The organism is Verrucomicrobia bacterium S94 (assembly GCA_004299845.1).
Taxonomy (GTDB): Bacteria; Verrucomicrobiota; Kiritimatiellia; order Kiritimatiellales; family Pontiellaceae; genus Pontiella.
The window spans coordinates 2,451,995-2,470,638 of sequence record CP036201.1; the positions used below are offsets into that span (position 1 = coordinate 2,451,995).

Here is an 18,644-nt window from a genome sequence, read left to right on the forward strand (position 1 = left end):
GGATATCAAAATATTTCCATTTGTATTCAACGGTTAAACGGGCTGAAGAACAGCCGGACAGCAGAGCCGCCAGCAGCGGAAGTAAAAATAGATTTTTTTTATTTTTCATTATCTTCTCCAGGTAAGGCCGGCGGCGCGTTGGTTGTGGCGGCCGCGAGGGTGTTGGTCGTGGCTTCGATCAGCGGCTTTGTGGCGGTGTATTTTATGCGGAAAAACTCGGCGTCTTTTACCTCCGGCAGATAAATCAATACGCTTTCCGACCGGTTGCTCGCCGCGCCGAAAACCTTCCAGTCGTTGGAAGTCAGGTTGGTGCATTGTTCGACGTGCCAGGGGTGCAGGCTCTTATCCACCTTAATCTCAACGACTACTTGCGGAATAATCGTAATCTCCGGCTCAGATTGATTTGCGGCCGCCGCCGGGAGGATGCATGAAAGAGAGGAGAAAAAACCTGCTGCGGCGACCGCAAAAGTGATTGACATAAAACGACTCATTCGGACTCCCCCAAACCGTACTCAAACTGCCTGACCCGGCATTAAAAAACAGGTTCGCACTTACGCGGTCATAGAAGCCGCCGTTGGCGGTGGGGATTAGTACAACACTGTCGTCTATCGTGATGCTGTAAATTACACCAACAAACGATTGCCAGCTACTAGAAAAATCATTGCCAAATAGGACACGCAACCTGTTGAGGTTAGATGTATTAAAAGAACCATTGATTATAGTCTCGACTAACGTGCTGTCTCGGTAAAACCTCACGGAAGTTCCGTCTACCTCTATGCGATATACGTGTCGTCCTGCGGTGAAATAAATATTATTAGACAATTCCCCGGACACACCATTACGCTGTATAAATACTCTACCGACAGCATCGGCAACTATACGATCAGAGGAGCCAGCAGATGTTAGATATCTGTTGATGCCATCAAACATGGCCGGATCACATACCATATCAAATTCAATCGTCGTCCACTCTTTTTTAAAACCAAGCTCAACATACTGCCCCGACCCATCACTCTGAACGGCCGCATCATAGCCGGCGAACGTCGCAACACACGCGGCATTGGTGAACGGATCGCTGAATCCGCTGAACGTCTCAACCCCGTTGGTGGAAATACGCATCTGCAGCGTATCCGCAAAGGCGCTGCAGGCCATGAAAAGAATAATCAGCAAGCGAATCATCATGGCGTGTAGAACTCCCATACGCCGTTTGTGGCGGTAATCGACATGCCCGACGGCCAGGTGACCGTATCACCGTCAAATGAGTAACCGTTAATCGTGACATCCCGGCTCGTAACACTCAGGCAACGGAAAAATGCCGTTTCCGCGTCCGGCGGCTCTATCGTAATCGAATAACGATTAGATGATGCCGTCGGCCAGTCCTCATCAATCACCGTCACCGGCCGCCACTCTAAATGACCGTCCGCCGCGCACCACTCAATCTCGGGGCGATAGCTCACCCCGTTGGTGCTGACGGACATCACGATATTTGTGGATGACGCAGCATCGATCTGCACCTCATGCGCCGCCACCTCAATGTCAAGACCGATCATATCAAAGCCGCCGAAGTTGATGGTTGCGCTGCTGCTGTTGGTCGTCTGCGCCGTCTCAAAATGCCAGTTGTTCCCCAGCTGCACGATCGATCCGCGCACGACCTTGGCGGCATCATTGCCGTAATCCTCAATCCTGGTCACCGCGTATTCCGTCGCATTGGTGTAATATTCCCGCACGGTATCAAGGCGCGCCGCATGCAGCGAATAGGTCGGCGGAGATACGATATAGTTGTTGGGGACATAATACCCGCCCGACAGCAGTTCCGGATTTTCGAAACCGGTAATCACTATATTGGTCGGGATGCGGATTTCATCCTCCCAGTCAAAACCGGGCACCGAAAAAAAACCGCTGCGCGCAATCCGAAGCCTGGCATCGGTGCCGAAATAGGGAAGATCAACCGGCGTTTGCGTGGAGTTGGTATAGACCGTCACCGACCACTGATTACCCCATCATGATCAATTCCTGTCAGATCATAGCTGTTTATCCCGGCAGTCAGCGGTGGCGACTCCAGCCACGCGCCCGCCCCCTGCAACGCAATCGCGCCGTTTGTCAGCAGCTCAACATCACCATAGACCGACCAGCCCAGCCAGTCAGCATCCGGACTCATATCAACCGTTTCAACACGCGGAACACCGCCGTCTGTTCCCAGCGCACGGACAAGCCGCTCCCCATCGCTAACAGCGATCGGTACGGACGCATCGCCGGTTACCGCATAGACGGTGCCGGTAGCGGGAACCGCCATGTGATCAAGCATATCTTTTGTCACATACTGCACCTGCAGCGCAGAGGCAGACACGGCAAATAACATGATCGACGCCAGCAGAGCTGGAATGGGGTAATCGCTCATAATTATCAACCTACCTCCGCCGGACCCATTCCGGCGCGAGGGAACCACTCTGCCGACGCCGATCAAATCAAATCGATTAAACATACCCATCTCCTCAGAACTCCGTGAATCCGCTCAGATCAACCGTTTCCCACTCGTTGGTGTCGCCAATGGCCCGCGCTCCGGCCATAATCGCATCATAGTGCCACACGGCCGAACTCCATGGAGCACCTGCTCCGGCAAACGTGGCCGTAGCCGTCAGCGCCAAATCATCGCCGATCTTTATCAGCGTCGGACTGCTTGAATCACCGACAATCTTTGCCCGATAGAAATCAACATACGTATCCCTGCGCTGGAAATAGAACCCTCCAGGAGGATTGAAAAGATGCGGCTCACTGTAATTCGGATAGTCGGAATTATAACTGCGACCATAAAGCCCGATATAATAACTCTCAACAATGCTCAGGCGCTCTAGATGATCGGTAATGACCATCGGATAATTCACCTGATACCTCTTGTTATTAAGTAAATTTGTAAACCCCTGATCATACGGAATATAATCAAGCCAGTCTTCCGGCAGACGCTTAACCGGCGTGATCGAGTCCGGCAACGGGGAGTCCAAATGGAATACAATGTAATCAGGACTTAGATTTGTCGGAACAAAATGCCACGTTTCTGGATCAATCTGATATGCCGCCATCATATTGGTAACCGACCAATCCGCATTGGTGATCACCAGATGATCCACACAGCGCCTGATAACCACATCGTTATCATTATCGACGAAACGTATCTCGAAATCGCCATACACTTTATTAGTATCAGACCACCAGCTACTGTCCTGACTCGGATAATAGTGTGCCGATCCAATCACTGTCTGCGGTGTTATCGCCGTCAGAGCGCGGAACTGACCGCTCGGCACCCCATACTTATTCGCCAGCGATCCATCGCCGATCTCATTCCACGGGCTCAGGCCGGTAAGGTCCATCTGTCCATACGCCCAGCAGTTCGTGTTGCGAACATAATTGGTATTCGCGTGATCCTGCAGAGAGAATACCTCGAGCACGGAATCATCCGTACCGTCAAAACCGGCAATCATGGCGGCCATGTTCGTATTAACGTACTCCTTCACCGACCCGGCAATGTAGGTGTGATTGCTCAGCACCTCGACATACCCTTCATCACCAATCGCAGTTGCCGCCGCCGTCAGCGTCTGCGTCCGCGTCAGACTGTCAGACACCAGCGCTATCTTCCCGACGCCATCCACCACACTCACCGCATAGCCGTTCGTCTCGTTAACGTCGAAATAACCATCAAGCGAATAAAACCGCACCGTCTCCGGCGCATCGCCGACAACAACATCATAACCCGATGTATATGCAAGAGGCGTCAGCTCCGCATAATACGTAATAACGTCAGCATTGTTCGTAATCGTCGTTTCCGGCGTAACCGTCTGCGCCATCCGCGCCAGCCCGCCGACCGTCGGTTCAAACCACCATTCCATCGGATACCCGCTGGAATCAGCACCTCCATCCTCAAGCTCGGCAACTTTCGAGCTCAGCAGATCGATCCTCGCCGCATTATCAGCAATCGCTCCCGGAACCTCAGTCGACAGTATAATCTGCCATGGATCAACAAGATCCAAACCGTCGGACGACGGCGACCATCGAACATCGGCATTAATCCAGGCCAGCACGGTCTGACTCCCGCCTGATACCGCCAACGCATAGGCGTTATAGGTACCCTCAGGCAGGTTGGCCTGTTCCGGGCTCAGCCTCCAGCTGGCTGTGGTCCCGCTAACCGTCCCGGTGGCCGACAGATAGGCATTGGTGCCGCTCCAGTCGGTCACCTCGAAAATAACACTCGATCCGTCCAGATCAAATGCATCCCGACCGATGACCGGCCGAAGATCAATCTGCACCGACTCTCCAGCGAACCACTGCATCGGCAGCCGCCGGTTCGGTCCGTTTCGAACATCCCATTTAACATCGATCGGACGATTGGCAGACCATGCTGCAGCACTCGCTGCAAGCACCATGCAAATCATTAACCTGCTCACCGTTCTCATATCATTCATAACCAACAGACCCCTGATAAACGACCATATCCAGCGTGGCGGTAACCTTCTCTGCCGACTCAAAGGTCTCAAATACCACTCGGCCCTTCGAATCCGTACGCTCACAGAGCACGAACTGTGCAGCGGCGGCCGGCTTAACCTTCCGATACGCCACCCCTGGACCGCGCGCAGGGTGTGAAAATGCACGTTCCTCCTGAATGGTTATAATATCCGACACATAAGCCGGGATGAAATAACCCGGCGACATCTTAAAGGTGTAGTATCGTTCAGTACCCGCCGAATATCCATACGGCGTGACATCGAACCGTACAACCACCAGACACCGGCGCTCGCCGACCACGGAACTGAAATCAATTGTTTTCGGCGTTCCGACCGTACATAACCCCAGATCAAACGATACATCCGGGAAAGACACAATCCCGGCCTCAACATCGAGATCCTCGACGGCCGAAATCTGACTCTGAGCATTCGAAAGCGCAATCCCAGTCTCTAATGCAGCATTCAGATCGGCGAGCGTCCAGCCGCTCGATCCAAGACTTCCCGACCAACTCTCCAGCACATCAAGCCGATCAACCGTGTTTGAATTATCCAAACCAATACCCAGCGCGATGTTAATTTCCGCCGGCGTCAGAACCGTCTCCACCGCCGCATTCGACCCAAAAGCGACCTGCAGCAGCAATGTAATTATTAAAGGCCTCATCATTCCCCCTCCCGATAAACCCAATAACCCGTATGTTTCCGGTTCCCCATCGATCAGACACTTCGATTACACCGTTTGTGTCAGTTATTGCCGATATGATATAGGGATAACTTCCGCCATCATCTGTCCATAGCGTGGTCTCGGAAATTCCGCCATAAACAGCACCGACAGTCCCCGGCGTGCGGGCCGACAGATAGCTGTAGGAGAAAGGGCCGCGCGCAACCGGTTCGTACTCAAGCAGCACAAATGCTTTATTCGATCCGACAACTGAGCTCAAATCAATAGACTGATATGCGTACTCATTGCTACTGACCAGCACATCTGACGATGAGATCAACGAGAACACACCGGCCGACCCCACCGCACTCTGCGCAAGATCATCATCAATAGCATCAAGCCGCTCAGGCGCATCGGCATTGACAAGCAGATTGTTGAGCGCTGAGTCAATCTGCTCTGTGTCATATAGGATGTTTGACGCTCCGTCGGTATCAGACATGAACACCTCCAACTTAGTCAGCCGCTCAGGCGCATTCGACACAGCCATCCCGGTCTGCAGCGCGGAAAGAATATCCGCTGCACTGTAATTAAGGTTTGTCACCGCCCCCAACGAAAGAGAAGAGGAGGCGCAGCACAACAGCATCAACCAAAAGAATCGCATCATTCATCTCCTTTATTTATGACCGCCGCAAGAAGCCTGAACTCCACGCGATCAGGATCAGCATTCCTGTAATTAACCCACAGCCAGCCGTCCTCTCCGGTAAACCCGAGAAGTCGGTAATTACCTCCAACCTCAACGCCGGAAGACACCGCGATTCCGTCGTACCAGATCGGTGAGTTAGTCTCTAAGACCGGCGACACACGGAACGTACCCACATCAGGCGTATCGAGCGGCTTAAGCTGAACAAGCACAATGGCAGAATTATTCGTGCCTACATAACTGCTCAAATCATATCTCATCCAGTGAGCGGAATTGGTACTGATAACCGCCGAGCTGATCACCGCATTCGGGTAGATGACCGAATATATATTTGTTGCGGAAACGTTATCTGTATAATTCGTCAGAGCCGCCGCACGAGCTGCCGTGTTCGTATTGCGGGCGGCGGAATCAAGAGCGAGGGCAACATAATCATCACTGTAAGCCGTCTCGCTCAATCCGGTAAGGCTTCCGTCAATCATAGCATAGAGCGCATCGGTCCGGCTCACACTGTTGCTGTTCTGCAGCAGCCAGTTAAGCGACGGGTTAACATCATCGGGGCTGAAATCGAAATTAACATTCGTTGTCCCCGACACTTCCTGTGCCTGTACCCGGCACAACAAGACCACCATCAAAATCAATAGTTTCCTCATCATATCAGCTCTCCTGAGACTCCTTCCGTCGACACCCATTGCTCCCCGCCGAAGCTGATGGTCACTCCATCCTCGTCAGCAAGCACGGTCTGCGCAGGAATCGGCTTAATTCCGCCGAAGGTGAGTGTCCAGGCAACCGTGGTAAGCACACCGACAGGGGCTGATGCGGAGAATTCAATGACGCATTCGGGAAGAAGGTATCGGGTTTCTCCGTCAGACAGCTCCACATCAACATCAGCCTGCAACGGAACCAGCGTGTGCAGCTCGATCAGATACTGCTCAGCATCTTTCTGAGAGTCATGCTCTGTCTGGATCGTAAACGTCCAGGTGCGGTAGGTATTGCCGCGCGCCTTAGGTTTGGCAAATTCTCCCTGCACAAACGTCAGCACATCCTTGTTCCGCACCACCTGCGGAACGAAGTTTGATGGGCCGCCGCGACCGTGATCGCAGAGAACCACCTCTTCTTCGCCGTTGTTTGTCCAGATCTTCAACGCCGTTACTCCTCGATCAATCCGAGGCTGAATACCTGTGAGTTCATCCCGTTAAGGCTAACGAGCGAGAGTTCGCCAACGCGGTTAGACTCCGCACCGAAATTTGAGACGTTGTTGCTGATCACTGCCTTGCTGAGCGTAAAGGTAGGATCGCCGGCCTGCTCACCGGCCAGCACCAGATCCTTCGCCAGGCCGTACATGCTGCGGCCGCGCCGTGCGCCGATTCCCTGAACTCCGAGAGCGGTAAGCACCTGTTCCGGAGTAATTCCCTGCGGAACAAAGGTGGCCGTAACGCTCAGGCCGGTGATCTTCTTGTCGGCAATGCCGTAGGCATCGTTCATCTTGTCGGCAAGCTCCAGATTGAACGACACGACCACACCGCCTTCGGTTTCGATATCATCCCACGGCGCAGATTCTCCCCATGCCGCTGCATAATGAAGACGAAGATCTTTGGTCCGATCAAAGCTCGTATCAGTAAATACCTTTGACTGCACAGCGGAAAAGTGATCGGTTCCCGACCATGCTTCGGTGCAGTCACCCAGACAGGTAAACACCGCCTCTCCGTCATAAAGCGGGAGGTCGGCCCCGAAGGCCAGCCCCGGCATCTGGGTCAGTGCGCCGTGTTTATAGGTGTACTCCTTCCCGTCAACAGACCAGACCACAATGTCGTCAGGCGTTGCGCCGTAGATCGAGGATCCAAGCACCGGCGTGTGATATGGGAAGAGGACGTCGAAATAGGCCTGCGTGGCCATCGGAGCAGGCTTAAAAGATACGGTGTGCAACACACTCGATTGAAACTCATCATATTTTCCCATCACCGAGTTCCGGCCCTCAACGGTGGCCACCTCTGCGGTAACGACTACATTCTCTTCGGTGTAAAGGATTGTTGACCCCTTTTTAATTACGGCCGGGCCTGTGATAATATCTGTTCTGCTGTCAAGCATCGCTGTCTCCTGTATTAGGTGGTTCCTAATTTAAAATTGGCATCAAAAGTAAGAAGGTCTTCCGAGTTACCGGGCTCAATGGCATTCCTGGCAGAGTAGATCGTATAGTTCGAAAATCCGGTATCAACAGGCCGCCAATGGTGCAACCGGCGATGTGCCTGCATGGCCAGCGACAGCGCATCAAGTTGACTGCTTCCCGGCGTTCGGTTAAGCATCACGTTTTCCGCAACGCTCACCACAAAGGTAAGCCCGTCAAACTGCGGGCCTGGAAGGTTCGGATTATTTACGGCCGCCGTCGCCACACCGACCACCATACATGCGCCAAGCTTCGCCATGGCGATCTCGATACGATTGCTCAGATCCTGTTCATCCTCGGCAATGATCTCCACCCGGCTCAGCAGGGGATCACCTTTAAGGCGTTCAACCACCGCCCCCTGCAGTGTGGTTAATTCATTCCCCCTCATCAGCAGCCTCCAGCATGACCGTCAGCACCAGCAGATCTGCAGGCACACAGGGAAAGATTCTGCAGTCCGCCTGCAAGCCGAGTGCAGAGCACACCTCAGCGGCACGGAATTCGCCGTCGTCGGATTTCAGCCCGGCCGGTTTAAGCAGCAGTTTAACGGTTCCGTCCTTGCGAACAGCGGCTTTAATCAGTAGATAACCGGCCCGTTCAAGCTCTTCGCTGATGCGCTCATCCGTCAATGGTTCGGTACGGATATTTTCCTGCAGATTTTCCATATCAGAGTCCTCTCATCGTATCGCGAGTTACGCGCGGCGATCGACGGCCGACAACCGACACCCCGCCATCAACCGACTGCTCGACACCGGTCACCGGATCATCGACCGAAAACTTTCCGGCCGCCACATCGCGCAACCGCTGCAGGGCTTCGTCTTTGGCATCCTTGCGATGCCCTTTGGGGTCAACAAGCGTGCCGCCAAGCGAGATGTACGCATCAACCAGGATGATCGCGCAGGCCGAACCGATGAGACGGTCGGGAATGGTCGTCGGATCCTCATCCATCTCCGCGCCGGAGCTGGCCACATAACCGCGCACCATATCGGTAACGGTGGTCATGACGTCATAGACCACATTGCTGACCGCGCTAAGCTCTGCCTCGGTCATTTTCTGCAGCAGATCATCTTCTGTAATTGCTCGCCACATGATTTGCCTGATGTTGAGGGTTAAGCGCAGCCCGCATCAGATCGGGCTGCGCTGTGGTCATCAGCTGTCCGAAACTGTGAATTTCCGAATGCCGGTTGTGTCTGTCGCGGCAATGGTTGAATACTGCTCAACCACCACCTCAACCGTCTTGGCCTTGGAATCGTCCACATAAACGCGGAACTGCTCGCCGCCGTCGCAGGGCGTCCAGAAGCGTTTGATGTTAGAGGCATCGTCCTTTGAGACCACATCATCCGTATAGTACGCATAGATGAGATTGCTCATGAAGGCCGTCTTGCTGCCGGACTTCGTCGGCTTGGTGACGGTCTTGGACACATGGAATTTATCCACCCCAAGCACACCTGCCACATCAGACGGAGTCATTGCGGCCAGCGAGAGCGATCCCGCTTTGGTAGATGCGCGATAGGCGGCTTTCCGGTAGGCCCACGCTGTCATGCCGGAAACCACAATGTTCGGATAGATACCGCGTGCTCCGTGCGCCGCGAGAAGACCGGTCTCAATCAGACCGTCAGGATCAGTCGAGCTGGAGAATGTCACATTGGTATTCGTTGCGGCGGCAGCAAGCACCGCATTGACGCGCAGCAGATCGTTGCGCAGCAGAATGGCGGTCAGCCACTTGGCGGTCTGCTCGAGCGAGCCGTCAACCATCTCATCGCGGTCCAGCGTATAGCTCAGACCTCGGTTTGCGGTCTTGGCACTCACCGTCGTGCCACGAGCATCGAGCTTGCGGAAGTCGGCGCCGATAGCGCGTTCGTCGTCCTGGTCGGCAAGGAAAGACAGCCCGGCCGGCGATGTCATGTATTCAAAGCGCCGAGCTGTACGCACCGGCGGAGCCAGCATATCCAGCTCGGTCTGCAGCGGCATCAGATCGGAACCAAGTACGCCGACCACGAATTCAGTGACCGCCTCACTGTAGGTAGATCCTTCCAGGCGGTTTTCATTGGCCAGCGCAAGCACGCCGGACTGACCGGCCTGCGATGCGGGGGCAACTGCGTGTTCGAGTGATTTCATATTTCTATCTCCTTAAATGTTATGGTTAGGAACCGGACACGGTGACGGTGAACGGGACGCACGAATCAACCTCGATCTCATCGCCGTCGCCACCTCCGGTGAGCGCAACGCCTACGCAGAAATAATCGCCATTGGCCTCCGGCAGGGTGGACACCTCGCCGCCTGCGGCGGCGAATACGCGCTCGCCGGCTTCGATCGTCTCCGAAGCTACCATGGTGATGGAGCCGGGGAAGGACCCAAGAAGATGCACGGCTGCGGAATCATCCGCTGCGGGGGTATCGGCACAGGTGCCGATCGGTGCGTCAGACGCTCCGGCCACCGCAATGTGATCGGCATCGCTGCCGAATTTAACGAGCAAATGCTGTGTCGACAGCGCAGCATCTGCGATCTTGGTCATGGAACCTTGGTACATAATTATCTCCTAATTTAGGTTCATTTACTGCGCGTCGGCCTGTTCCGCCGGGAACAGGTGCGCAAATTCGTCGGTACTCTTGAGCGAGGCATAGGCGGTCTCGTAGCTCATTGACTTCTCATTGGCCAGCTGCGTGGCCGCACGGCGCAGATCAGCGTGCGTGGCCGCGATGTTGCTTTCCGGCCGCTTGCCTTTAGTCACCGACCCGGTCTTCATGATCGGGTCGATGGAATCGAGTTCATTGGCCAGCGCTTCGAAATCGGCATCTTCGGCGGCAAACCGACTTTCCCACTTCCCGCGAGTGGCCGGTGTAATTCGTCCGTCGGCCAGTGCCACATCAAGCAGCACATTCTTCAGCCGGGATTCCCGTGCGGCCAGAGCTTCGTTCGCCAGCTCCATCTCAGCACTCAGCTGCTCAATGGTTGCCGTTGCTGACTCGGGCACCGTCTCGTTGGCCAGCTGCAGCTCTGCCGCATTGGCTTCGGCCAGAACTCCGAGGTATGCGGCCAACCCGGCTACCGGATCTTCATTTTCCAGTGCCATATAGGCGGCGTCTTCCGCCTTCCATCGCTCCTGCTGGGAGTCGCGTAGCGCCTTAAGCCCCTCCAGCATCTTCTGGAAGATAGAGACAAGCTCGTCTTCCGTTTTCACATTTTCCTGCACCTTTTCGGGCAGCAGCGCTTTCAAACGCTCAAGCAGCTTATTCATGCTGTCTCCTTGGTTAATGATTTCCTGATCATCGCCGCCGTCTTCGCAGGCCAGCGCTAAATATTCGATCATCGGGGTATGGGTCAGCCCGACGCTGATCATTTTAAACGGCAGTGCTTCGCCTGCGCCGCCTTTTACGGCCAGCCAGTTCGGCGAAAAATAAGCGAAGTGTTCGTTGGTCAGCAGTTGCCGGCCCGGCTCGTTCCATTCGACCGTCAGTTCCAGCTTCCGGTCGGCATCGTTGGCGATCATATCGACGACCCATCCGTAGGCTCGATGATCCTGATACTTGTCACGGAAACTTTTCACATCCGGATGACCTATATATACGGGCAGGCCGCGAAATCCGTCTTTAACCGATGCTGTCATGAATTCATCAACCATCATGGCGGCGGTCTTGGAGTTGATCAGCTGCGTCACTCTGCCGACCTTGTGTGGGTATGAGCCATAAGGGATCACCAGCGGCCGGTCGGCGGCAGTCAGTTCGTTGCTCAGGCCTATAAATCTAAGATGTTCTTTCATGCCGCTCATTCTCCAGAAAATGAATATCGATGTACGGTTGCGGTTTGCTCGGTTCGGATAAAAGATGATGCGATTTCCGCACAGCATCACTGATCTTCCCGATAGAACTTGCGGCGACGTTATAAATGCGCCTGCAAATCACCGGAACCGTGTTGCAAAGCTCGAAACAAATCACCGGCGAGCAATAAGGTGCATTTGCCGATAAACAGCTCAGACGCAAAATACGGGCGTTTTTATAATTAAGCATCACGACCCTCCCTTACCTCACTCATACCGTTGAACAGATTGGCAGACATGGCATCGGAGATAGCATCAGCGGCGGACGGGTCGGTCAGCACATCAGCGGCCAGCGCCGGAAGCTCATCAACCTGGAAACGCTCCAGCGCATCCAGCAGCGCATCGTAGTCATCGTGGTCATCGAGAATCTGCTCGAGCCGCCTGACGACCGGGGACAGATCATCGGCAATCGCAACCGCAAGCGCACTGCGCGTGGCAGCTCGAAGCCCGGCGGCACGGTCATCGACCGCATCCTCATTCGCCAGCGGCGTCGACGGAAGTGCCTGTCGGCGCAGCGTTGAGCGATTGTATCGCCGCTGCAGATCTGACTCGTCCTGCTCATAACCCATCTCATGCAGGCCACGGTCTATTTCAAGATCATGTTTTATATCATCGCGCGCACCGGTCTTAATTTTCACCCAAGCCTTCGGCTCGGTGTCGCCGGTGGCGTAATAGATCGCCCATCGGTCGAGCTGCTCGTTCAACACATCGGTAATATTCTGCGCGTCGTCATCTTCCAGCAGATCGGTCTCATCGGCCTGCAGACTCGCCCCCTGATTATCGGCCGAGATGGTGCTCAGATCAGCACCGCGCCAAACGGTGGCAATCGATCTATCCATTCGCTCAACGAGTGCCGGCTGCGGCAGGTTGGTCATTGTTCCAACGTTTGGAAATTCGACAGAGCCGCTGGCACTGATCACCACGCCGTCGCAATTCCCCAGCGCGGCGGCGGCATCTTCTGCGGCTTTCCAGTTGTCATCGCCGGGATTCCCGGTCGTCTTCACCACCGGTATCGGGATGCCGTATTTTTCCGACACGAGCAGCCAGTCCTGCAGCGGAAGGTGTTTGTACATATAGGCCACCGCGACCGATTCCATCACGCCGCTTCCCGCGTTAACGATCCACTCTCCCGGTTGCAGCTCCTCTCCGGTCAGATCGCCGATACCGTTCAGCAGGCGCAGTTCGCCGGTGGTGTTGGAGAAATACCAGAGCGGCACAAAGACCAGCTCGGCGGTCAACCCGTTCGGCGTCGGTTTCCAGATGATCTCGTGAGCGGCATAGCGTTTGCCCTCCGCGTCCATCATGTTGCGTATAGCCAGGGGCAGCCCCCCGCGAATATTACGGTCATCGCACCGGGTAGCCACCAGCTGGTCGTAAAAGTACTTCAGCACCTCTGCGTGCTGCCTGGCCTTTGGCGAGTCATCATCAGTAATGATCTCGAACCCATGCCGGCTTACCGCCTTCTTCCGCTTCTGTGCGGCAACCAGACAAACATCGTCGGTGCGCTCGATCGCATCCCAAAGCTTTGCCGCTTCTTTAAGCCGGCCGGCGTTGAACTCCTCATGCACCCGGACAATATAACCAGGCTCCACCCGCCGAAGCGGATTAAAGCGGCTCATCCGTTCAATCGCCACGCGCCGGGCATCAACCGAACTCCCGGGCTTCCGTTTAAATCGTTTTGCAAATTTCTTAATCATTATCCGATGGCTCCTGTTCGTTTGCGGGCGCGGCGGCCGAACAGGCCGCCATCTCGGCGCTTATCCCTCCCCGGAACCGTAACCGAAAACGGGCCGGCATTTGTTTCCGCCGCATAGATAGCCAGCGCTTTTGCCCAGAAATGGTCGGCGTGGTCCTCCGAATTGCGACTGGCAGCGATACTTACACGGCCGCCGGGCGACACAATGCGTTCGGGCAGGCGGAGGTCGTCGCGCATGCGCTGGTCATAGACATGCTCAATCAGGCCATCTTCGTAAACACGCAAAAGCAATGTGGCCATGTGCTCCGTGACCTTGATAGTCTCACCCTTGCGGCCGGTCCTCTGCACCTCGGCAGAGATTGGCACCGTGCTTGAAAAGTTGACGCCCTGAATACGGAGGTATCCATATTTCTCCTGGGTGTACTCGGTCACGCCAAGCCCGATGCCGGTCATATCTATCTTTGCACAGCGGAAGCAGGGGTGCTGCACAATAACTTCAAGGCGTGCCTGCTGGGCAGGCAGCCGCATATCAGCGAGGCGCAGCGTTACTCGTTCACGGAAGATCGGCCCGACCTTTTCCATTACGCTGATCACGGAGATATCGCGCTTGCGGCCGACATCATATCCGACATAGATCGGGTTTGTTATTTCCGCCAGTTTATCCAGCGCGGCTCTGCTCCACTCCTGTTCACAGATAACTCCGACGCCCTCACGTTCAGCCTTGCCTATCAACTCGTAGGTGAGCAGGTTCGAATTTTCATCAGCCCACTTCAGTTCATAGTTCTGGTCATAGGCCTTCTTATCGATGGCGGCGGCGCGGGCTTCATCCGGCGTGATCTCTTTTCGCGTTGTCGGGTGATAAATCTTAAGCCCCTGCTTATAAGCATCGGAGCGGCGCACTTTGACCACCTTATATTGCCCGCAGGTAACCATGACGTAGAACATATTCTGCGTGCCGTTCGGAGTTGATGCGATGCGGCAAAGAAAATCCGGGTTAGATGAAAGTATTGGTTCCGCTGCTTCCCAGATCGCTTTGCCATTTTCGTGGAAGGCAAACTCATCCAGCACCAGGTCGCCGGAGAACCCGCGCGCCGTTCGCGGGTTGGCTGCAAGCACCTTGCATCGGCTCACTTTGCCGTCAACCTCGATGCGACTCTCCATATTCATATTTTCGTACTTCAGATCTTCGGAAAGATCTTCCTGCTGAACCACCTCTCCGAGGAGGTCACATATTTCGCGCACTTTCTGGTTGAGCTCTGCCCCGTTGTCTCGGCTGTTCGACAATACTGTGATCAGCCGACCAGGCCGGGTCAACATGCGGTCAACAATCCAGCAGGCCAGGGTGAAGGATTTCCCGATCTGGCGGGACCAGAACCAAATGCAGATGCCACTGGTGCGGTCAAGAAACGGTTCCTCCTGATATGCGCGAAATCTGATTTTTGCGATTCTCGCGACCTTCTCAGGATCCTGCGCGACATCATGCGCCTGCTTTGCAAAAGGAGCCATTACTCGCCATCCTCCGGAATTACGCTGAACAGTTTGCGGCGGGCAGCAGTAATTTTATCATCCGACGACATCGATCGATCTGACTGAATTGATTTAAGCGTTGCGACATTATCCAGAGCAGCTTTGGCTGCATCAAACTGAAAGCGGTCAATCTGCAACTCCAGCTGCTTCTCATCCAGCGCGGCCTTCTGAATGCGCAGCAGCACGTTGGTGAGTTTGGTTAAGCCGTCTTCGTCTTTCGTAAGCACCGCTTCAAACGCCGCCTGCTTGAGGGCGGCCTCCATAGCCTGGTCAATGCGCGGCAGGTTATCGGCTGCAGCGCCGAGAATTGCATCAGCACCGGTTACGGCCTGGAGAATGCGATTCTCGCTCTCCTGCTGCGCCCAATACTGATAGGCTGCATGGAGCGCGCCGGTGCTGACCTTTACGCCGAGATTTTCCGCAATCCACAGCCGCGCCTTGGTGTAACCAAGACGCTTAACGGCATCATAGGCCTGCGCCTGATCTTCGTCGGGCAGGTTAAGCAGCTTGCTGTCTGATCGTGGTTTTCTGCTCATTATTGATCTCAGTAAAATTAAATTGGCCGGGCGGCGGCAACGGAGGAACCGCCGCCCGGCCGGGTGCTGTTATGGAGAAACCGGCGCGGATTCCGCGCCCTCAGTTCTTCGCCTGATGCGCACTTTTGTGCCGTCGGGCGCAGTAATCAGAAACCCACCTTCTTCGGTAAGCTCGTAGATTATTCCGGTCTGCAGAGATCGGTATGTCGCTTCGGTAATCGAGCCGTCAACCATCACGAACCGATTGCCGAAATTGTCCTGCCATTCGACGGAGACGTCGACAGGAAGGTCGATCTTCCCGTTTCCTAAGGTGTCACAGCCGGTGATAAAGAATGCGGCCAAAAAAACCAGCACAGAGACAGCCACAATGTACAGCATCTTCAGCGCTCTCTTAAATGATCTCATAATTACTCCTAGGTTAGTTGTTGAGGTAGGCCTTGCCGGGGCCGGTGATGCGGTAGCGTTTATCGAGCGTGATCTGATCTACCTCGTAGTCGATCATGCCCTTGGACAGCAGGGACTTCAGGGCCGCCTGATATTCGGCATCGCCGACCGGGGCGCGATGCCTGGTTTCGATTTCAGTGCGCAGCACATCGTGTGGCATCATGTAGGGGTCTGATGCGTTGCAGATCTGTAGTATAGAGGTTTTTATATTCATTTGATCTTCTCCACGTGCGCCTTAAGAATTCCGGACAATTCGCGTAGTTCTCCAAACACATCATTGATGCGTGCATGCAGCGCGCCGATCTGTCGTGAGATCTTGTCCTCGTGATCCGACAGTCGTGACTTCGTGGCGTCCAGGTCTTTTTCGATATTGTCCAGCCTGGTGTTTAATGTGCCCAGGTCGGTATCGACCGATGGATTCCGCCGTGTTGCTGCAATCGTCCTTTTCCAGCTCAGCCCGAACAGCCCAAGCTGCAGCAGAATAATGATAACTGCCCAGCCGACGCTGGGATCAATCGTTCCCATTCTTAACCCCTGTTCTCGTGTTCATGGGGCTTATCTAAACAAAATCATGCCGAAAAGATCCGCACACGGTTCGCTTGGTTTGGATAAAAAAAAGACCCTGAAAACAGGGTCTTTGGTCAAACAATATGTGCAAACGATCTATTCAAGACCGGTCTTCTTCCGAAGCCATGACGTCAGCTTCATGCCGTCGGCCGACGCCGACCGGACCAGCTGCGCCTTTTCGCGCGGACGCAGCTTCCAGGTGATGCGTGCGGTCTTTGCCTCTCCCTCCGGCTTCTTCGCGTTTTTATTGCCAATTCTTCCTGACATTGCAAATCTCCTGTTACCCCGCAGAGGCGGGGTTGGTTGCGATTGGTTATCTTGCGATGTCGCCGGTTGAGATGAGCTGATCTCCTGCGACGTCGTAGACCTCGCCGGTGTTATCGATGATCTTGTGGCTTCCCGGTTCCGCCGGGTCGGTGGCACTGCTGCCCTTTCGATGGTTTATAAGCTAAATCTCTCTTTTCGTTTTGGCAACCCTAAACGAAAGAAAAAAGCATTTTATTTTCAAAAAACATCAAAAACCCAATAAAAACGGCCATTTTACGTGGTGGAAAAACGAAACTTCCACCAGGTGGAAATTTCCACCATGGTGGAAGTTCCACCTGGTGGAACATTCTGCGCAGCGCATTAGAGATCGACGTTGGCGTCTTCCGGTCCCCATAAATGTGAGGAGTATGCCGCGAGATACAGCGACATCTTTCCGGTTGCAGCATCGAATACAGCAACAGCGTCATCACTGCGCAACCAGATCTCCTTACCGGAAAACCGATCGGCGAACACCGGCGGTATATCCATCTTCGACCATTGCTGTCCATCAGCATTAGCCGCCAGGATTGCCGGCTTATCATCGTCATATATGCGGCCGGTGCGTTTCTCGTAGACCACCGCAACAGCAAGACCATGTCGGAAAACGCAAATGAGGTCATAATGGCGGGTGCTGTATACAGATCCGCCGTCAAATTCTGACACGGCTTTCCCGTAGCGTTGATCGCACTCGGGTTCTGACTCTCCCAACCTTGCGTGCAGGTTAAGTGCAGCGGCCATACAGGCCGCAAGAACGATTGTTTTTTTCATACCTTTTCCCTCTTTCTTATCTCATAGGCAATAGCTTCAACCGCCGGCCAGTCGCGCAGCGCACGTGCGGCATCAAGCATTGCCTCAAGCGTCTCTACCCTGCATGCCGGTAGGCCGCGCGTGTGATAACCGGTCAGCTCTTCACCAAGAGTGGAATTCCCCTGATAATTCTCGTCGAATTCCTCGATTGAATCCACATTCACTGAGAAGAATTCAGCTATAGCTTTTTGCTTGGCAGGGTCAGCAATTCTCCGTTTACCCTTTTCTGCGGCGCTTATATGCGATACGGAGATTCCTGTGGATTTTGACACATCACCCTGTGTAATTCCTCGGCTTTTCCGCAATGTTTTCAAACTATATGTGGAATTCTTCAATTTTCTACCTGCCGCCTGTGTAAATTCTACTAAATTTCGCTGTGTAAAACCTACACAGGGCAATACACCCGGAGAATTTAATGAGCAAGACAAAAACCGATCTGAAATTAAGCCCGCCTGAATACCGGGGGGAACTAATCAAGCGCGGAATGACGGTATCCGGCTGGGCGCGCAAGCATGGCTACCGCCCGACAACCGTGTTCGAGGCGATTAAAGGAAACCGGCACGGAAAGATCTCAAAACAGATAATTAATAAGATCAATAGGGAGGTGGACGCATGAAGCAGAATCCGCAGCTGGAATTCGTTGATTTGCGACGGGATCGAGCAAGGCCGGCCGGCGGCGGCCAGCTTGTCGACGGCGCATTCGTTTTCGACGCCATTGTTCAGCGCGTCGATCAGGTCGCATACACAATCGGCTGCGACCCCGTACATATCTACCACCTCATTCAGGAGGGGGCTTTCCCTAACGCACGAGACATATCATCAACTAGCGCTAAACGCGCTCATTATCGAATCCCTCGATGCGATGTAATCGCCTACCTCGACAACACGAAGCTTAACTAGGAGAACAGACATGCTCATCATCATCGGAGCAATAA

At 54.3% G+C, this 18,644-nt stretch carries 26 protein-coding genes; 2 read left to right on the forward strand and 24 right to left on the reverse strand.

Annotated features, from left to right (window positions below):
- Nucleotides 1–98 precede the first annotated feature (98 nt).
- The 24 genes from EGM51_10585 to EGM51_10700 all read right to left on the reverse strand — a co-directional run bounded on the left by EGM51_10585 (nucleotide 99) and on the right by EGM51_10700 (nucleotide 18,167).
- Nucleotides 99–350 carry a hypothetical protein gene (locus tag EGM51_10585; GenBank protein QBG47815.1) on the reverse strand — a complete coding sequence of 84 codons (252 nt, stop codon included), beginning with the start codon at nucleotides 348–350 and terminating at the stop codon, nucleotides 99–101.
- A gap of 43 nt (nucleotides 351–393) precedes the next feature.
- Nucleotides 394–1,182 carry a hypothetical protein gene (locus tag EGM51_10590; GenBank protein QBG47816.1) on the reverse strand — a complete coding sequence of 263 codons (789 nt, stop codon included), beginning with the start codon at nucleotides 1,180–1,182 and terminating at the stop codon, nucleotides 394–396.
- Nucleotides 1,179–1,982, reverse strand: a complete 804-nt coding sequence (locus EGM51_10595; GenBank protein QBG47817.1) for a hypothetical protein — start codon at nucleotides 1,980–1,982, stop codon at nucleotides 1,179–1,181. The genes EGM51_10590 and EGM51_10595 overlap by 4 nt, the downstream gene beginning before the upstream one ends.
- Complete coding sequence (locus tag EGM51_10600) at nucleotides 1,979–2,482, reverse strand: hypothetical protein (GenBank protein QBG47818.1); 504 nt, start codon at nucleotides 2,480–2,482, stop codon at nucleotides 1,979–1,981. The genes EGM51_10595 and EGM51_10600 overlap by 4 nt, the downstream gene beginning before the upstream one ends.
- Before the next feature lie 10 nt (nucleotides 2,483–2,492).
- Nucleotides 2,493–4,454: a hypothetical protein gene (locus EGM51_10605; protein QBG47819.1), complete on the reverse strand. Its 1,962-nt coding sequence runs from the start codon at nucleotides 4,452–4,454 to the stop codon at nucleotides 2,493–2,495.
- Complete coding sequence (locus EGM51_10610; GenBank protein ID QBG47820.1) at nucleotides 4,447–5,157, reverse strand: hypothetical protein; 711 nt, start codon at nucleotides 5,155–5,157, stop codon at nucleotides 4,447–4,449. Before EGM51_10610 ends, EGM51_10605 begins: the two co-directional genes overlap by 8 nt.
- Nucleotides 5,066–5,815, reverse strand: a complete 750-nt coding sequence (locus tag EGM51_10615; protein QBG47821.1) for a hypothetical protein — start codon at nucleotides 5,813–5,815, stop codon at nucleotides 5,066–5,068. The genes EGM51_10610 and EGM51_10615 overlap by 92 nt, the downstream gene beginning before the upstream one ends.
- The gene (locus EGM51_10620; GenBank protein ID QBG47822.1) at nucleotides 5,812–6,504 is read right to left on the reverse strand and encodes a hypothetical protein; all 693 of its coding nucleotides are present in this window, start codon (nucleotides 6,502–6,504) and stop codon (nucleotides 5,812–5,814) included. The genes EGM51_10615 and EGM51_10620 overlap by 4 nt, the downstream gene beginning before the upstream one ends.
- Entirely contained in the window at nucleotides 6,501–6,992 is a 492-nt protein-coding gene (locus tag EGM51_10625) for a hypothetical protein (GenBank protein QBG47823.1), read from the reverse strand. The genes EGM51_10620 and EGM51_10625 overlap by 4 nt, the downstream gene beginning before the upstream one ends.
- Nucleotides 6,993–6,997: 5 nt before the next feature.
- Nucleotides 6,998–7,936, reverse strand: a complete 939-nt coding sequence (locus tag EGM51_10630) for a hypothetical protein (GenBank protein ID QBG47824.1) — start codon at nucleotides 7,934–7,936, stop codon at nucleotides 6,998–7,000.
- 14 nt (nucleotides 7,937–7,950) lie between these two features.
- Complete coding sequence (locus EGM51_10635) at nucleotides 7,951–8,400, reverse strand: hypothetical protein (GenBank protein ID QBG47825.1); 450 nt, start codon at nucleotides 8,398–8,400, stop codon at nucleotides 7,951–7,953.
- Nucleotides 8,387–8,674 (reverse strand): hypothetical protein, encoded by a 288-nt coding sequence (locus EGM51_10640; protein ID QBG47826.1) that lies wholly within the window; start codon nucleotides 8,672–8,674, stop codon nucleotides 8,387–8,389. The genes EGM51_10635 and EGM51_10640 overlap by 14 nt, the downstream gene beginning before the upstream one ends.
- A gap of 1 nt (nucleotide 8,675) precedes the next feature.
- Complete coding sequence (locus EGM51_10645; protein QBG47827.1) at nucleotides 8,676–9,098, reverse strand: hypothetical protein; 423 nt, start codon at nucleotides 9,096–9,098, stop codon at nucleotides 8,676–8,678.
- A 60-nt stretch (nucleotides 9,099–9,158) separates the two neighbouring features.
- The gene (locus EGM51_10650; GenBank protein ID QBG47828.1) at nucleotides 9,159–10,127 is read right to left on the reverse strand and encodes a hypothetical protein; all 969 of its coding nucleotides are present in this window, start codon (nucleotides 10,125–10,127) and stop codon (nucleotides 9,159–9,161) included.
- Between the two features lie 25 nt (nucleotides 10,128–10,152).
- Nucleotides 10,153–10,539 (reverse strand): hypothetical protein, encoded by a 387-nt coding sequence (locus EGM51_10655; protein ID QBG47829.1) that lies wholly within the window; start codon nucleotides 10,537–10,539, stop codon nucleotides 10,153–10,155.
- Nucleotides 10,540–10,563: 24 nt separating this feature from the next.
- On the reverse strand, nucleotides 10,564–11,856 hold the full coding sequence (locus EGM51_10660; GenBank protein ID QBG47830.1) for a hypothetical protein: 1,293 nt from the start codon (nucleotides 11,854–11,856) through the stop codon (nucleotides 10,564–10,566).
- A gap of 152 nt (nucleotides 11,857–12,008) precedes the next feature.
- Nucleotides 12,009–13,523, reverse strand: coding sequence for a DUF935 family protein (locus tag EGM51_10665; GenBank protein QBG47831.1), 1,515 nt, complete (start codon nucleotides 13,521–13,523; stop codon nucleotides 12,009–12,011).
- The gene (locus EGM51_10670; protein QBG47832.1) at nucleotides 13,523–15,028 is read right to left on the reverse strand and encodes a hypothetical protein; all 1,506 of its coding nucleotides are present in this window, start codon (nucleotides 15,026–15,028) and stop codon (nucleotides 13,523–13,525) included. The genes EGM51_10665 and EGM51_10670 overlap by 1 nt, the downstream gene beginning before the upstream one ends.
- Nucleotides 15,028–15,585, reverse strand: coding sequence for a hypothetical protein (locus tag EGM51_10675; GenBank protein QBG47833.1), 558 nt, complete (start codon nucleotides 15,583–15,585; stop codon nucleotides 15,028–15,030). The genes EGM51_10670 and EGM51_10675 overlap by 1 nt, the downstream gene beginning before the upstream one ends.
- 69 nt (nucleotides 15,586–15,654) lie before the next feature.
- On the reverse strand, nucleotides 15,655–15,990 hold the full coding sequence (locus EGM51_10680; protein QBG47834.1) for a hypothetical protein: 336 nt from the start codon (nucleotides 15,988–15,990) through the stop codon (nucleotides 15,655–15,657).
- A gap of 13 nt (nucleotides 15,991–16,003) precedes the next feature.
- Nucleotides 16,004–16,243, reverse strand: coding sequence for a hypothetical protein (locus tag EGM51_10685; protein ID QBG47835.1), 240 nt, complete (start codon nucleotides 16,241–16,243; stop codon nucleotides 16,004–16,006).
- Complete coding sequence (locus tag EGM51_10690) at nucleotides 16,240–16,554, reverse strand: hypothetical protein (GenBank protein QBG47836.1); 315 nt, start codon at nucleotides 16,552–16,554, stop codon at nucleotides 16,240–16,242. The genes EGM51_10685 and EGM51_10690 overlap by 4 nt, the downstream gene beginning before the upstream one ends.
- Before the next feature lie 669 nt (nucleotides 16,555–17,223).
- Entirely contained in the window at nucleotides 17,224–17,670 is a 447-nt protein-coding gene (locus EGM51_10695; GenBank protein QBG47837.1) for a hypothetical protein, read from the reverse strand.
- On the reverse strand, nucleotides 17,667–18,167 hold the full coding sequence (locus tag EGM51_10700; GenBank protein QBG47838.1) for an XRE family transcriptional regulator: 501 nt from the start codon (nucleotides 18,165–18,167) through the stop codon (nucleotides 17,667–17,669). Before EGM51_10700 ends, EGM51_10695 begins: the two co-directional genes overlap by 4 nt.
- Here EGM51_10700 and EGM51_10705 point away from each other — a divergent pair.
- On the forward strand, nucleotides 18,125–18,325 hold the full coding sequence (locus EGM51_10705; protein ID QBG47839.1) for a hypothetical protein: 201 nt from the start codon (nucleotides 18,125–18,127) through the stop codon (nucleotides 18,323–18,325). The genes EGM51_10700 and EGM51_10705 overlap by 43 nt on opposite strands.
- Nucleotides 18,322–18,609: a DNA-binding protein gene (locus EGM51_10710; GenBank protein QBG47840.1), complete on the forward strand. Its 288-nt coding sequence runs from the start codon at nucleotides 18,322–18,324 to the stop codon at nucleotides 18,607–18,609. The genes EGM51_10705 and EGM51_10710 overlap by 4 nt, the downstream gene beginning before the upstream one ends.
- Nucleotides 18,610–18,644 lie beyond the last annotated feature (35 nt).